12 protein-coding genes are annotated in these 13,890 nt (G+C 34.1%); 8 read left to right on the forward strand and 4 right to left on the reverse strand.

Features of this window, described 5'->3' with window-relative positions; all coding sequences use genetic code 11:
• The 3 genes from rfaD to A9G35_RS03815 form a co-directional block, all read right to left on the reverse strand.
• The gene (gene rfaD / locus A9G35_RS03805; protein ID WP_065635743.1) at positions 1-933 is read right to left on the reverse strand and encodes an ADP-glyceromanno-heptose 6-epimerase; all 933 of its coding nucleotides are present in this window, start codon (positions 931-933) and stop codon (positions 1-3) included.
• A gap of 107 nt (positions 934-1,040) precedes the next feature.
• Positions 1,041-1,811 carry a methyltransferase domain-containing protein gene (locus tag A9G35_RS03810; protein ID WP_065635744.1) on the reverse strand — a complete coding sequence of 257 codons (771 nt, stop codon included), beginning with the start codon at positions 1,809-1,811 and terminating at the stop codon, positions 1,041-1,043.
• A gap of 2 nt (positions 1,812-1,813) precedes the next feature.
• The gene (locus tag A9G35_RS03815; protein WP_065635745.1) at positions 1,814-2,545 is read right to left on the reverse strand and encodes a 1-acylglycerol-3-phosphate O-acyltransferase; all 732 of its coding nucleotides are present in this window, start codon (positions 2,543-2,545) and stop codon (positions 1,814-1,816) included.
• Between the two features lie 87 nt (positions 2,546-2,632).
• Between A9G35_RS03815 and mnmD the strand changes: the two genes are divergently transcribed.
• Entirely contained in the window at positions 2,633-3,340 is a 708-nt protein-coding gene (mnmD, locus tag A9G35_RS03820) for a tRNA (5-methylaminomethyl-2-thiouridine)(34)-methyltransferase MnmD (RefSeq protein ID WP_065635746.1), read from the forward strand.
• Between the two features lie 155 nt (positions 3,341-3,495).
• Positions 3,496-4,749, forward strand: a complete 1,254-nt coding sequence (gene proA, locus A9G35_RS03825) for a glutamate-5-semialdehyde dehydrogenase (RefSeq protein ID WP_065635747.1) — start codon at positions 3,496-3,498, stop codon at positions 4,747-4,749.
• A gap of 68 nt (positions 4,750-4,817) precedes the next feature.
• Here proA and trhP read toward each other — a convergent pair whose 3' ends face one another.
• Complete coding sequence (gene trhP / locus A9G35_RS03830) at positions 4,818-6,161, reverse strand: prephenate-dependent tRNA uridine(34) hydroxylase TrhP (protein WP_065635748.1); 1,344 nt, start codon at positions 6,159-6,161, stop codon at positions 4,818-4,820.
• 1,016 nt (positions 6,162-7,177) lie between these two features.
• On the opposite strand from trhP, the gene A9G35_RS03835 reads away from it, so the two are divergent.
• The 6 genes from A9G35_RS03835 (at position 7,178) to A9G35_RS03860 (ending at position 13,887) form a co-directional block, all read left to right on the forward strand.
• Positions 7,178-8,155 (forward strand): HlyD family secretion protein, encoded by a 978-nt coding sequence (locus tag A9G35_RS03835; protein ID WP_065635749.1) that lies wholly within the window; start codon positions 7,178-7,180, stop codon positions 8,153-8,155.
• Between the two features lie 42 nt (positions 8,156-8,197).
• A complete protein-coding gene (locus A9G35_RS03840; protein ID WP_065635750.1) occupies positions 8,198-9,358 on the forward strand; it encodes an ABC transporter permease in 1,161 nt (386 codons plus the stop codon).
• Positions 9,355-10,548 (forward strand): ABC transporter permease, encoded by a 1,194-nt coding sequence (locus A9G35_RS03845; protein WP_065635751.1) that lies wholly within the window; start codon positions 9,355-9,357, stop codon positions 10,546-10,548. The genes A9G35_RS03840 and A9G35_RS03845 overlap by 4 nt, the downstream gene beginning before the upstream one ends.
• A 234-nt stretch (positions 10,549-10,782) precedes the next feature.
• Positions 10,783-11,502, forward strand: a complete 720-nt coding sequence (locus tag A9G35_RS03850) for an epoxyqueuosine reductase QueH (protein WP_065635752.1) — start codon at positions 10,783-10,785, stop codon at positions 11,500-11,502.
• A gap of 13 nt (positions 11,503-11,515) precedes the next feature.
• Positions 11,516-12,124, forward strand: coding sequence for a CDP-alcohol phosphatidyltransferase family protein (locus A9G35_RS03855; RefSeq protein WP_065635753.1), 609 nt, complete (start codon positions 11,516-11,518; stop codon positions 12,122-12,124).
• An 11-nt stretch (positions 12,125-12,135) separates the two neighbouring features.
• A complete protein-coding gene (locus A9G35_RS03860; protein WP_065635754.1) occupies positions 12,136-13,887 on the forward strand; it encodes a bifunctional alpha/beta hydrolase/class I SAM-dependent methyltransferase in 1,752 nt (583 codons plus the stop codon).
• The last annotated feature ends 3 nt before the right edge of the window (positions 13,888-13,890 follow it).

The following is a 13,890-nucleotide window of genomic DNA, read 5'->3' on the forward strand; positions in this document are numbered from 1 at the left end:
TTACCTTTCTTGCTTATTAAGCCATTGCATATATTTGGTTGTGCCTTCTGCGACTGTTTTAAATTCAATCTGGCAACCTGTTTTTCTAAAGTTAGATAGATCTGCCTGTGTAAAGCTTTGATAACGGCCTTTTAAATGATCAGGGAAAGGGATGTAATCAATTTCTTCTTTTTTGTGGTAAGTAAGAACGGCATCAGCCACAGCTTGGAATGATTCAGCACGGCCTGTTCCACAGTTATAAATGCCTGAAATATTGTTTTTCCAGAACCATAAATTGACATCAACCACATCACCAACATAAATAAAATCACGTTTAAAGTTATCGCTACCAGCAAATAACTTTGGCTTTTCGCCTTTATTAATTTGTTCATTTAAATGAAACGCAACACTGGCCATACTACCTTTATGATTTTCTCGAGGGCCATAAACATTAAAGTAACGGAATCCGCAAACTGGTGATTTTGCTTCGGGTAAAATTTCTCTGACATATTGATCAAATAAAAATTTAGAATACCCATAAACATTTAAAGGTTTTTCGTATTGTCGATCTTCGATAAAGTTATCACTGCGTCCGCCATAGGTAGCAGCTGATGATGCGTATAAAAATGGAATATTAAAATCTAAGCAATAATGCAGTAAACCTTTGGAATAATCATAATTATTTTCCATTATAAATTTGCCATTCCACTCGGTGGTTGATGAGCAAGCACCTTGATGGAAGATAACGTCAATATTAAGGTCTTCGTTTGAAATGATAGCAGCAATAAATTCGTCTTTATCCATATAATCGGCAATATCTAAATCAGCTAAATTAGCAAATTTAGTGCCATCAGTTAAATCATCAACGACTAAAATGTCTTTACGACCTTGATCATTTAAGCCTTTAACAATATTGCTACCAATAAATCCAGCCCCACCGGTTACCACGATCATATAATTTTCCTTAACCAATAAATTTATCTGCTTATGATACCGATTTATGGCAAAATTTTCGAGTGATCATTTTAAAAAGCATGAATGAAAGTGGGATATTTACGAATTTATTTTATTTTTGCTGTGACTAAAATATATCTTGCTAAGTGAAGATAAGGTTCTGTTTGGCAGTATTTTTGTTCCAGTTCTAATAGTTGTTCAAAATGGGTTTCTGCTTTGGATTTATTAGTAAGATAATCGTGAAAAATACGAATCCCCGTTTTTTGTAAAATAGTAAAATTAGCTTGAATAAGCCATTGATATACATCGTTCGGATCCCTTGGATAATCGGGCGAAAGTGTCTTTTTTTTGCGTTTAGCTAACCCCGCTTGAGTGTAGCCAAAATTGCCTAATGTCACCGTTTTAAACAAAAGTGCATGATAATTATAAAACATTAACGATAAATAACCGTCAGGCTTAAGGTGATTTTTTAATGAATTTATCAATTCAATTGGATCAGCTACCCATTCCAATACCGCATGGCAAATAACTAAATCAAATTGTTGATTAATTAAACTATCAAGGTGCTGAATAGGGCAGCAAAAGCAATTGATAGTTAGGTTTTCTGCTAGCGCTTTTTGTTTGGTTAGTTCTAGCATTTGTTCCGAAATATCACAAAGCATTACTTGATGTCCAAGTTTGGCTAATCTACAGGCGATTTGACCTTGTCCTCCACCTGCATCAAGTATGGTTATTGGTTTATTGGTGGGGTAGGTCGCTAAGATCTTTTCTAGTTCTTGCCACACTACCGCTTCACGAATTTTACCTTTAGTAGTGCCATAAATGTTTTGAGCAAATTTATTACTGATATCATCAAAATTACGATCTTGTTTATTCATAGTTATTTTTGATTATTTAACTGTTTTGCTTCTGCATTTATTTGTTCTATTTTATTTGTCATTTTATTATGGCATTGTTCCATTAAAGCTCTAGCATCTTCTTTGTTTAATATGTTGGTTTCAATAGGCTCTAGCATTTCAACAATAAAATGGCCATTATTTAAACGGTTTAATTTGATATCATTGGTTTGAGATACACAAATTGGTACAATAGGCACTCCCGCTGCAATTGCTGCTTTAAATGCGCCAGTTTTAAAAGGTAATAATCCACGACCACGGCTACGAGTACCTTCAGGGAACATCCAAATAGAAATATTACGTTTTTGGATTTCATTAACCACTTGTCCAATTGTATCGTGAGCTTTTGATTTATTATTACGATCAATAAGAATATTACCAGTAAGATAGTAAAGCTGCCCAAAAAAAGGAATCCAAGCCAAACTTTTTTTACCAACAGTGACTGTTTTAGGTTGTACAACATCGCTAGCTACAACGATATCATAATTATTTTGGTGATTGGCAATATACACACAGCTACCTATTTTACTAATATTAGGGTGAATGCGAGTATCCACTTTTACGCCAAATATCGGTTTAAAGAAAAATCCAAATAAATGAGCGAATCTTGCAACATTTTTGGGATTTCTTGGATTAAACAAGCAAAAAATGGTGCCTAACACACAAATAGCAATACCAATTATCACAACACTAATTAGACGAAAAAGAAATACCATAATTTACCTCATAAGTTAACTTGCGTATTATATACATAATCAACATTAATATACAGTTGTTAAATATTACTGTTTAAAAGGATATTCATGCATAAATCGACTATTTCTTGGAATGAAAATCAGGCGCCTGTTTCTGTTTATTTTGATGATGTGTATTTTAATACGCAAGGGGCAATTGCCGAAACCACTTATGTTTTTATTGATGGTAATGATTTACTTCAGCGTTTTACTCAACATCAAAAAGATACATTTGTCGTTGCTGAAACAGGTTTTGGTTCGGGATTGAGTTTTTTGATTTTATGGCAAACGTTTTTAAATTTTAGGCGTCAGCACCCAAATCATAAACTTAAGTATCTTACTTTTTTTAGTGTCGAAAAATATCCATTATCATTAGACGAATTAATCAAGATTCATGATAAGGTCATTTCTAAAAACTCGCCTTTATTTTTGTTAGCTAAGCGGCTTCAAACGCATTTAATTGATGCGACTTGTCAGTTTGACAACGTCAGTTTAGCGATATGTTATGATGATATTAGCAATTACTCAGATTTTTTAGTAAAGCAAAATGTATTGATTGATACTTGGTTTTTTGATGGATTTTCACCAGCAAAAAATCCTGATATGTGGTCAGAATGTTTATTTAAACATTGTTTTAAACTAACCGCTCATGGTGGGCGTTTTGCTACCTTTACAGCGGCTGGATTTGTTCGTCGTCATTTAATTAATGCTGGATTTACTGTTCAAAAACGAAAAGGGTTTGGTTTAAAACGTGAAATGTTAGTGGGGTATAAGTGAGTTTGCTTTTTATGTGTAGAAAAACGCCAAATAAATAATAAAATAAAAATTTTTGACAAATTTCAATATAATATTAACGTTATACAAGAGATTTTTTAGAAAAAATAATGCTTAACAACTACAATTATTAAAAATAAACTTTAGAGGCAATAATAATGTTACAGCAAATAGGTAAAACAGCTAAACTTGCTTCATATCAACTAGCGCAATGTTCTACCACTATAAAAAACCACACTTTGATAGTTATTGCTGATTTATTAGAACAGCATAGCGCAAGTATACTCAGTGCAAATGAAAAAGATATCCAAGCGGCAAAAAAACAAGGTTTAAACGAAGCTATTTTAGATCGTCTACTTTTAACACCTGAACGGTTAACATCTATCGCCAATGATGTACGAAAAGTGGTTTCCTTAACAGATCCTATTGGTCAAGTGATTGATGGTTCAATTTTAGATAATGGATTAAAGCTACAACGTCATAGAGTGCCTTTAGGCGTTATTGGTGTGATTTATGAAGCACGGCCAAATGTAACAATTGATATTGCAGCTTTGTGCTTAAAAACAGGTAATGCAGCAATACTTCGTGGTGGAAAAGAAACAATCAATACTAATGCAGCCATAATTGCTGTTATCCAAAAAGCATTAAAACAAGTTGGTTTACCGCAAACAGCTGTTCAATGTATTAATGATCCTGATCGTAAATATGTTCATGAGCTACTTAAACTTGATAAATACGTTGATATGATTATTCCTCGTGGAGGTGCATCTTTACACAAATTATGTCGTGAACATTCAACAATTCCTGTTATTACAGGGGGTATAGGTGTTTGTCATATTTTTGTCGATGAAACGGCTGATTTTGATAAAGCCCTACCAATTATTGTTAATGCTAAAACTCAGCGTCCAAGCACATGTAATACGCTTGAAACGCTATTAATTCATCAAAATATTGCAAAGCAGTTTTTACCTAAATTTAGCCAGATCATGGCAGATAATAATGTGATTTTACATGCTGATGCAAGCTGTTATGACATATTAAAAACCTGTACAGCAACCGTCTTTCCTGTTAAAGATGAGGAATTACAACAAGAATGGTTATCAAAAGATTTGAATGTACTTATTGTTGATTCGCTTGAACTGGCTATAGAACATATTCGCGAATATGGTACAGGTCATTCAGAATCAATTTTAACGCGTAGCTTAATTAACGCAGAACAATTTGTAAATCAAGTTGATGCAGCTGCTGTTTATGTCAATGCCTCGACACGTTTTACTGATGGTGGGCAATTTGGGTTAGGTGCTGAAGTTGCGGTTAGTACACAAAAATTGCATGCTCGTGGGCCAATGGGACTTGAAGCGCTGACGACTTATAAATGGATCGGTTATGGTGATGATTTGATTCGCCAATAAAAAATCAAAATTAGCATAAAAGTTAACATACTGTTCGGTCACCCGAACAGTTATTCTGTTTAACAAAACTAATCAAAATTACGCATCAATAATGCATAATTCAAATCGATTTCTTCAGGGATTGGAATATAAACAATATGTCCATCACCTAATCCAGCAGGTACAGGCTGTCCTTTTTTATTTTCCATACGTTCAATAATAAAGGTTTTATTACCTTTTGGTGTCATCATTTCAATACTATCACCGACCGAAAACTTATTTTTGACAATAACCTCAGCAAGGCCATTTAAACGTTTACCACTAAATTCACCGACAAACTGTTGCCGATCAGATACAGAATGGCTATGCATATAGTTTTGCATATCTTCATGTTTATGGCGACGTAAAAAACCTTCAGTATAGCCTCGATGAGCTAAAGAATCGAGTTCGGCTAATAAACGTGGATCAAATGGTTTACCTTCACTTGCCGCATCAATAGCTTGGCGATACACTTGTGCAGTTCTTGCACAATAATAAAATGATTTAGTGCGCCCTTCAATTTTAAGAGAATGCACACCAATTTTAGTTAAATCGTCCACCAACTCGACCGCTCTTAAATCTTTTGAATTCATAATATAAGTACCATGTTCATCTTCAAAAGCTTGCATATATTCGCCAGGTCTACCTGATTCTTCAAGCATAAAGACCTTATTGGTAGTTTTACCAATTCCTAACGTAGGTTCAATTTCCTGCACAGGAATTGGTTCGCATTTATGGACAATTTGTCCTACTTCATTTTCTTTACCTTCTGTAACTTTATACTCCCAACGGCAAGCATTAGTACAAGTGCCTTGGTTTGAATCACGCTTATTAATATAACCAGAAAGCAAACAACGCCCAGAATAAGCCATACAAAGTGCACCATGGATAAACACTTCAAGCTCCATTTCAGGAACTTTTTCACGGATTTCAGCAATTTCATCAAGCGATAATTCACGGGATAACACAACACGAGTTAATCCCATTTGATGCCAAAACTTTACCGTTGCCCAGTTAACAGCATTAGATTGGACTGATAAATGAATCTCCATTTCAGGAAAATGTTCACGAACCAACATAATTAAACCAGGATCAGACATGATAAAAGCGTCTGGCTTCATATTTACAATAGGTTCTAAATCACGAATAAAAGTTTTGAGTTTAGAGTTATGAGGGGCAATATTAACTACCACATAAAACTTTTTGCCTTGAGCATGAGCTTCATTGATGCCAATAGCTAAATTTTCATGATTAAATTCGTTATTTCGTACACGTAAACTATAACGAGGTTGACCAGCATAAACCGCATCCGCTCCATAAGCGAAAGCGTAACGCATATTTTTTAAAGAACCAGCAGGAGAAAGTAACTCTGGTTTTGCATATAAATTTGTCATTAAAAATGCCTCTGATTTCAGGTCAGTATTACTTATTAGTAATAGGTTAAGCAAAATAGGATGGGCATTTTACGCTTTAGCTTATCAGTTGGCAAATTAATTAAATAGCCCAGTCAATTAATATAAATTGTGATAATAAAACTTTAGGACAACCCAAATTGTTTATACTTCATGATTAAAATAGCTCTCTAAAAACGCACAAGATGCTTTCTCACTTTTGGATCGCTAAATAATTGCTGATTATGCTATATCTGAATTCAAATTTTGCATCACGTTTTCGGTGTTTCCATTGGTTTGTGGGCAAATGATTTTGTCAATTTTTGGTTGAAATGATGGTTATCACCAGTTTGTCTAAACAGACATTTTATCTGAACAAATAAAAACAGCGTTATTTTGTCAAAAACTTTCAGGAGTGTACTACGTTTATGTAAAAAGATTTTAAAAATCAATATTATAAAAATTGCTAAGTATTCTCAGTTTGCTGTTTTGTTTGATTTTTAAGTAAAGGTAAACCTTTGGTATCAACCTGTCGTATTTTGCTCGGATAGGTTTTGTTATCACTTTTAGCTTGCCGGTCTTAATTTATTTTCAATGGGCTTTTCGATTTTAAACAAACATTTAACCCTCTAACTGATGGTTTTATAATGCTCATTCTGACTAGTTAAAAAGGTAAAAAGGTTTCATCGGTTTTTTTATCACGCTATAAATGGTCTAGCGGTTGACCATAAAGTGTTTAGCCAAATTGGTGACAGCTATTTTTCTTTTTGATATCAGCATCCTATCGCTGTCGGTGATAAGCGGTTAGTTGTGCTCTTTTATGTCTATTAATTACAGTATTTTCTCAAATTGCTGTAAACAATGTGAATTATTCTTACATTTTTAGCTTTATTTATGTAAAGCTTTTTTAAGCCTATATTGTATAATGCCATATTTTATTGCGTAATTTAGTATTTGGCTTTATATTATGTCTCAATAGTATCATTTAATTTTATTCTAATCATTTATAAGCACAATTTATGCATAAAAAACGTCTTTCTTTGATTATAGCAATCATTGCCGTTATTGCTATGGTTATTATTATCTATTTTGCTAATCAACCTAGTACCATTATATTACAGGGTGAAGTTGAATCTAACCGTGTTGATGTTGCCGCTAGAGTACAAGGTCGAGTGATTCAATTTAACTATGATGTTGGGGATGATGTTAAAAAAGGTGATACTCTTCTTACTCTTTCAAGTCCTGCATTATTAGCTCAGCTTGCAACCGCTGAAGCACAATTAAATGTGGCAATAGCAAGTCGTGATACGACGTATAGTACTAGGCCAGAAACAATTGATCTACAAAAAGCTCAATTAGATAAAGCAAAATCGGATTTAGCTTTAGCTCAAGCTAGCTATGACCGAATTAATCGTTTAGCCAAAAATGGAACGGTTTCAAAGCAAAATTATGATGAATCTTTTAATCAATACCAAGTCGCTATTAAAGCTTATGAAGCAGCTAAAGCTAATCTGACATTGGCTGAAAATGGCAGTAGCATAGAACAGAAGAAATTAGCTGATGCTCAAGTAGAACAATCAAAGGCTGCTTTAGCGCAAGTAAAAGCAGATGTTAATGAATTAACTTTGGTTGCACCTATTAATGGCCAAATTACGACTCGAGTTGCTGAAACGGGGCAGTTATATAGCCCAGGAACTCCTCTTTATTCTATTATTGATTTAAATGATATTTGGTTTACATTTAATATTCGTGAAGACTTATTAGGCAATCTTAAAGTTGGCGATAAGTTTCAGGTAAAAGTTCCTGCATTAAACAATCAAGTTATTGATGTTAAAGTTACGGTGTTAAATGCTTTAGGGCAATACGCTAATTGGCAAGCGACTAAAGCAACAGGTGACTTTGATCTAAAAACCTTTGAAATGCGTGCAAAACCAATCAATCAAGTGGCAGGTCTCCGTCCAGGGATGAGTGTTACCACAAAATGGCAATCTCATTAACATAATTAATTTGGTGATCTTACACAAAAGGAAACGGCATTCATGTCTAGTTCGCTATTACAAGTGATTAGATGGGAACTGAGTAAATTAGTCAAACAACGATTTTTGTTTTTGCTAGTTTTTATCTATCCTTTATTATTTATTTTTTTATTTCTTTATATGTACCATGCCGGTGTTATTACTCAGGTACCTATTGCTGTTGTTGATCAAGATACAACCAAATCATCACGCTTATTAATTCAACAAGTAGCTGCTTCACCGCAATTGCAGGTAGCTAAACGTTATCAAGATCTTTCTTCAGCTAAACATGCGTTAATTAAAGGGGATGTTTATGCTGTGCTTTTTATTCAGCCTAAGTTTGAAAAAGATCTTATAGCCGGTCGTCAACCAGAAGTAGTTGCTTTTTATAATAATCAATATATGTCTGCGGGTACTATTATTTTTCGAGCTATGAGCACCGCATTAAAAACAGCTAATAGCCAAATCGTATTGCAGGGATTATTAGAAAAAGGGATTGCTTCACCTGTTGCTCAAAGCCAAATGCAAATAGTTCCAACAAATTTACATCCATTATTTAATCCAACATTAAATTATTTATATACATTAATGAGTGGTTTAATTCCTACTATTTTGCAGATTATTATTATGATTGCGATGGTTACTAGTATTACTCGCGATCGCTTTGATGGAACAAGCTATCAAAAAACATTACAATTAGCTAATTACAACATTTTGACTTTCTTAGTAGGGCGCATTACACCTTATTTTGTCTATTTTTTATTTTGTCTAATTTTATTTGATAGTATTTTAATTGCCTATTTTAACTTACCACTAAATGGATATTTGATATTGCTTATATTTGGTGATATAGCTTTTATCTTGACGTCATGTTTATATGGGATTTTTTTTGGTTTAACAGGTTCAACATTAGCACAGGCATATGGCACTGCAAGTTTAGTTGCCTCGCCTAGTTTTGGTTTTACAGGGCTTATTTTCCCTCGTATTGCCATGAATACTTTTGCTTATGTTTGGGGAGCTTTATTACCCGTGACATGGTATATACAGATCCGTCTTGATCAAACACTTAGAGCACCGAATATGATGACTTCATTAGAACCCTTTGTTTATTTACTGATTCAATTCAGTGTTGTGTTAATGCTTATTATGCTTCATTTACGAAAAATTCGTAGGCGGTTAATATGATTAAGTCTTTACTATTAATTTCCTATGATGAGTTAAAGCGGATATTTCAAACCAAAGCGATACTTAGCGTTATGTTTTTGGGGATATTTATTTATTTCTTTTTTTATCCGCAACCTTATTTACATGAAGCGATACGCGATGTTCCTATTGCCGTTATCGACCAAGATAATACCAATTATAGCCGAGAGCTAATTAGGCAGATTGATGCAAATAAGTCCATTGAAACAGACTTACACATTGCAGATTTACAGACAGCTAAAAAACTGATTGAAGAGCGTAAAATATATGGTGTAGTGTTGATACCTTATCGCTTTCAGCAACATATTTTAGAGGGAAAAACAAGCACTGTTTTATATTATGGTGATGCTAGTTATATTTTAATTTATAGTAATGTGGCAACGGCTATTAATACGGTAGCTAGTAATTTTGGTGCTAAAATTTCAATTTCACGCAAAATAGCTCAAGGCGTTGATCCTGCTGTTGCAACCAGTAATGTTTCGCCTTTTAGTACTCAGTTGATTAGTTTATTTAATCCACAATCTGGTTATGCAACTTATATTATTCCTGCTGCCTTTATTTTGATTTTATATCAAACATTACTTATTGGTAGCATATTATGCCGTCTATTTAGCAAAAATTCTGATTTTGAAGCAGCATTTATTAATCAACAAAATAATGCTACATCTTCAGCGCTATTGCTACTTTCAGGTAAGTTGTTTACTTATTTAGTACTTTATTTGGTCTATTTTATTATCTATACCGTCTTTGCTAATTATTGGTATAACTTGCCACGTTTAGGGAATATCTTCGTTTCTTTGTCGTTTATTATTCCTTTTATTTTTTCTACGGCGTTATTGGGTAAAGTGATATCGCATTTTGTTCATACGGTTAGCGATGTTTTTTGTTTAATTATACCGTCAAGTATGATTATATTTTTTGTTACAGGACTATCTTGGCCAAAAGAGTTGATGCCTTCATTGTTCCACTTAATTGGTTATATATTTCCTGCAGTACCAACTATTGTTGGCTCTGTAAAAATTAATCAAATGGGGGCAAATTTTTCTGAATTTAGCTTGCAATACTGGCATTTGTGGGTATTGACGATTATCTATTTTCTTATTGCCTTTATTTTAGAAAGGCGTTGTATCAAGAAGATGATTGTCACGGAAGTTAGAAAAGACAATCAATAATAGTTATCGACGTAATTTGAAGGTACTATACACATAGCCTTTAATGGCTATGTGTAATTAGTTATTGTATTTATTTTGGAATTTGTGGGTAATAACCAAATATTTTAAAATGAGTTTGGATAAATAATGATAAGTATAAAAGTTTTGTGTTGATCTTGAACGATGAATGGTATCGCTATATTATAGCCAACCATAAAGACTTTATTCACTAAAATAACAAATAAATGAGTCCTCATGTTAATTAATGCTAAAACTATTCTTGATAAATTAAACCCACACAATAAAGTAAATTACGATTCCGTTTTAAAAGAGCTGATTGCTGATTGGCAATCGGCAGCCATTCGTCCTAAACTGTTGATTCATAGTTGCTGTGCTCCTTGTAGTACCTATGTTTTAGAGTATTTAGCACAGTATGCTGATATTACAATCTATTTTGCTAATTCTAATATTCATCCTCGTGTTGAATATGAATATCGTAGTGTGGTGCAACAAAAGTTTATTACTGATTTTAATAAAAAAACAGGCAATAACGTTCAGTTTTTAGAAGCTCCTTATCAGCCTGCTGAGTTTATTAAGCAAGTTGAACATTTACGTGATGCTCCAGAAGGAGGGGAACGGTGCCATCTCTGTTATAAAATGCGTTTAGATTTGGCTGCTATTAAAGCGCAAGAGTTGGGTTTTGACTATTTTGCCAGTGCATTAACATTAAGTCCTAAAAAAAATAGCCAAAAAATTAATGAGCTAGGATTAGAAATTCAAGAAATTTTTTCGGTCAATTATCTGCCTTCTGATTTCAAAAAGAATAATGGTTATAAACGTTCCATTGAGCTTTGTAAAGAGTATGATGTTTATCGGCAGTGTTATTGTGGCTGTATTTTTGCCGCTAAAGCACAAGGTGTCGATTTAAAAAATGTGATAAAAATCGCTAAACAAGGATTAGCCAAAGAACTTTAAACAAGGATCGCTGATGTTCTCAATTTATCAATTAAAGCCCAAGTTTCAATCACAACTGCGCCCTTATGTTGAGGGTCTTTATAAAGCCAATATTACAGCTAATCAAGTAACTTTGATTGCCTGTTTAGGCTCTATCGCGATTGCTTGTATTGTTGGGATATTGGCATCATATCAATGGATTTTTTGTCTTATTCCAATATGGATGTTTATCCGTATGGCACTCAATGCGATTGATGGTATGCTTGCGAGAGAATATCAGCAAAAATCAAATTTAGGTGCTTATTTAAATGAAATTTGTGATGTCATTTCTGACTGCGCGCTGTTACTCATTTTTACACAACTTCACGAAATAAATAGCAATTTAGTGATTTTTGTGGTTTTACTATCTATTTTAACGGAATATAGTGGCATTTTAGGTATCATGATTGGCGCGTCAAGGCGATATGATGGACCTATGGGTAAAAGCGATCGTGCTTTTGTCTTTGGGATGATAAGTTTAGGTATTGCAACTTATTTATTACCTTTAAATTGGCTCAATACGCTATTATGGATCATCAGCTTTTTGCTTATTTATACTGTCATTAACCGAGTTCGAAAGGGCATGCAAGAAATACAAAAATAGCGAGGAAAATTATGCGTCAACAGCAACAAAAAAGTTTTATTAGCCATGATGGTTGTCGGTTATTTTATCGTTATTGGCCTGCTACTGATAATAATACAGGCCTTTCTAAAGCAATTGTACTTTTTCATCGAGGACATGAACATTCTGGGCGTATGGCTCACTTGGCTGACGAATTAGAACTACCTGATTATCACATATTTGCTTGGGATGCTAGAGGAAATGGTCTATCTGAAGGCGAGCGTGGCGATGCTCTTAATTTTGCAACATTAATTAAAGATGCTAACTGTTTTATTGAACATATTAAACAAACCTATTCGCTTTGTTATGAGGATATTGCCATTATCGCCCAAAGCGTTGGGGCGGTTATTGCCTCGGCATGGGTACATGATTATGTGCCCAATATTCGTGCTTTGGTATTAGCTTCCCCCGCTTTTAGCGTAAAATTATATGTACCATTAGCCGTACCTAGTTTGAAATTGCTGTATAACTTAAAAGGCAATTTTTTTGTTAATAGTTATGTTAAACCTAAATTGTTGACACACGACGTTGAACGTGCCGAATCATTTACCCAAGATCCACTGATTACTCGCCCCATATCGGTTCGGTTACTCCTTGATTTATATGCCGTGTCTGATCGTATTGTTAAAGATGCCAACGCGATTAACATTCCAACGCAACTATTAGTTTCAGGATCGGATTATGTAGTCAAGCGTAAACCGCAAAAACAATTTTATGATAATTTAGGTACCGAACAAAAAGAGTTTCATGTGTTGCCTGGTTTTTATCATGATACTTTGGGTGAAAAAGAACGAAAACTTGCAATCGATCGTGCAAGACGATTTATTCTCGGATCCTTTGCCACTGAACCAAAGATTCAATCATTTATTAATGCCGATATGCTAGGTTATACAAGACAAGAAGCAGATAATTTATCCTTACCGCCATCAGGTTGGATTAAACCTTTATATTGGCAATTTATTAAAGATAGTTTAGCATACGCTAGCCGACTTTCAGATGGGATAAAATTGGGCACGACAATGGGCTTTGATTCGGGAAGCTCATTGGATTATGTCTATCGCAATGAACCTTCTGGTACTTCAAAACTAGGTCGTTTTTTAGATTACATTTACTTACAATCTATCGGGTGGCGAGGTATCCGTCAACGAAAAACACATCTTGAAGAGCTGTTAAAACTCGCTATCAATCAACTTCACGAACAAAATAAACCTGTCGATATTCTTGATATTGCCGCAGGGCATGGCCGTTATATTTTAGAAACGATAAGCCAAATTGCTAATAAACCCAATTCGGTACTATTACGAGATTATAGTGATATTAACATACAAAATGGTCAAGCATTAATAGAAGAAAAAGGATTAACTAATATAGCCCGCTTTGAAAAAGGTGATGCTTTTAATCGTGAACAGCTAGCCCAATTATCACCGCAACCAACATTAGCTGTTGTTTCAGGCTTATATGAATTATTTAGTGATAACCAGTTACTGCGTGAATCTTTGTCAGGTCTAGCTGATTCAATCGCTGAAGGTGGCTATTTAATTTATACTAACCAACCTTGGCACCCACAACTTGAATTTATAGCAAGAGCATTAACATCACATAGAGATGGACAACCTTGGATTATGCGCAGACGTACCCAACTAGAAATGGATCAACTTGTCGCAGATGCTGGATTTAAAAAGATCACCATGCGTATTGATCAGTGGGGGATTTTTACCGTATCACTGGCTCAACGAATTAAATAATAA

The organism is Gilliamella sp. Choc5-1, assembly GCF_001690595.1.
Classification (GTDB): Bacteria; Pseudomonadota; Gammaproteobacteria; order Enterobacterales; family Orbaceae; genus Gilliamella; species Gilliamella apicola_M.

What these genes read in the sequence shown, in the direction of transcription:
- mnmD (WP_065635746.1), top strand. Translation starts at nt 2,633, where the DNA reads ATGCATAAATCGACTATTTCTTGGAATGAAAATCAGGCGCCTGTTTCT.
- A9G35_RS03835 (WP_065635749.1), top strand. Translation starts at nt 7,178, where the DNA reads ATGCATAAAAAACGTCTTTCTTTGATTATAGCAATCATTGCCGTTATT.
- rfaD (WP_065635743.1), bottom strand. Translation starts at nt 933, where the DNA reads ATGATCGTGGTAACCGGTGGGGCTGGATTTATTGGTAGCAATATTGTT.
- A9G35_RS03855 (WP_065635753.1), top strand. Translation starts at nt 11,516, where the DNA reads ATGTTCTCAATTTATCAATTAAAGCCCAAGTTTCAATCACAACTGCGC.
- A9G35_RS03815 (WP_065635745.1), bottom strand. Translation starts at nt 2,545, where the DNA reads ATGGTATTTCTTTTTCGTCTAATTAGTGTTGTGATAATTGGTATTGCT.
- A9G35_RS03845 (WP_065635751.1), top strand. Translation starts at nt 9,355, where the DNA reads ATGATTAAGTCTTTACTATTAATTTCCTATGATGAGTTAAAGCGGATA.
- A9G35_RS03860 (WP_065635754.1), top strand. Translation starts at nt 12,136, where the DNA reads ATGCGTCAACAGCAACAAAAAAGTTTTATTAGCCATGATGGTTGTCGG.
- A9G35_RS03810 (WP_065635744.1), bottom strand. Translation starts at nt 1,811, where the DNA reads ATGAATAAACAAGATCGTAATTTTGATGATATCAGTAATAAATTTGCT.
- trhP (WP_065635748.1), bottom strand. Translation starts at nt 6,161, where the DNA reads ATGACAAATTTATATGCAAAACCAGAGTTACTTTCTCCTGCTGGTTCT.
- A9G35_RS03840 (WP_065635750.1), top strand. Translation starts at nt 8,198, where the DNA reads ATGTCTAGTTCGCTATTACAAGTGATTAGATGGGAACTGAGTAAATTA.
- A9G35_RS03850 (WP_065635752.1), top strand. Translation starts at nt 10,783, where the DNA reads ATGTTAATTAATGCTAAAACTATTCTTGATAAATTAAACCCACACAAT.
- proA (WP_065635747.1), top strand. Translation starts at nt 3,496, where the DNA reads ATGTTACAGCAAATAGGTAAAACAGCTAAACTTGCTTCATATCAACTA.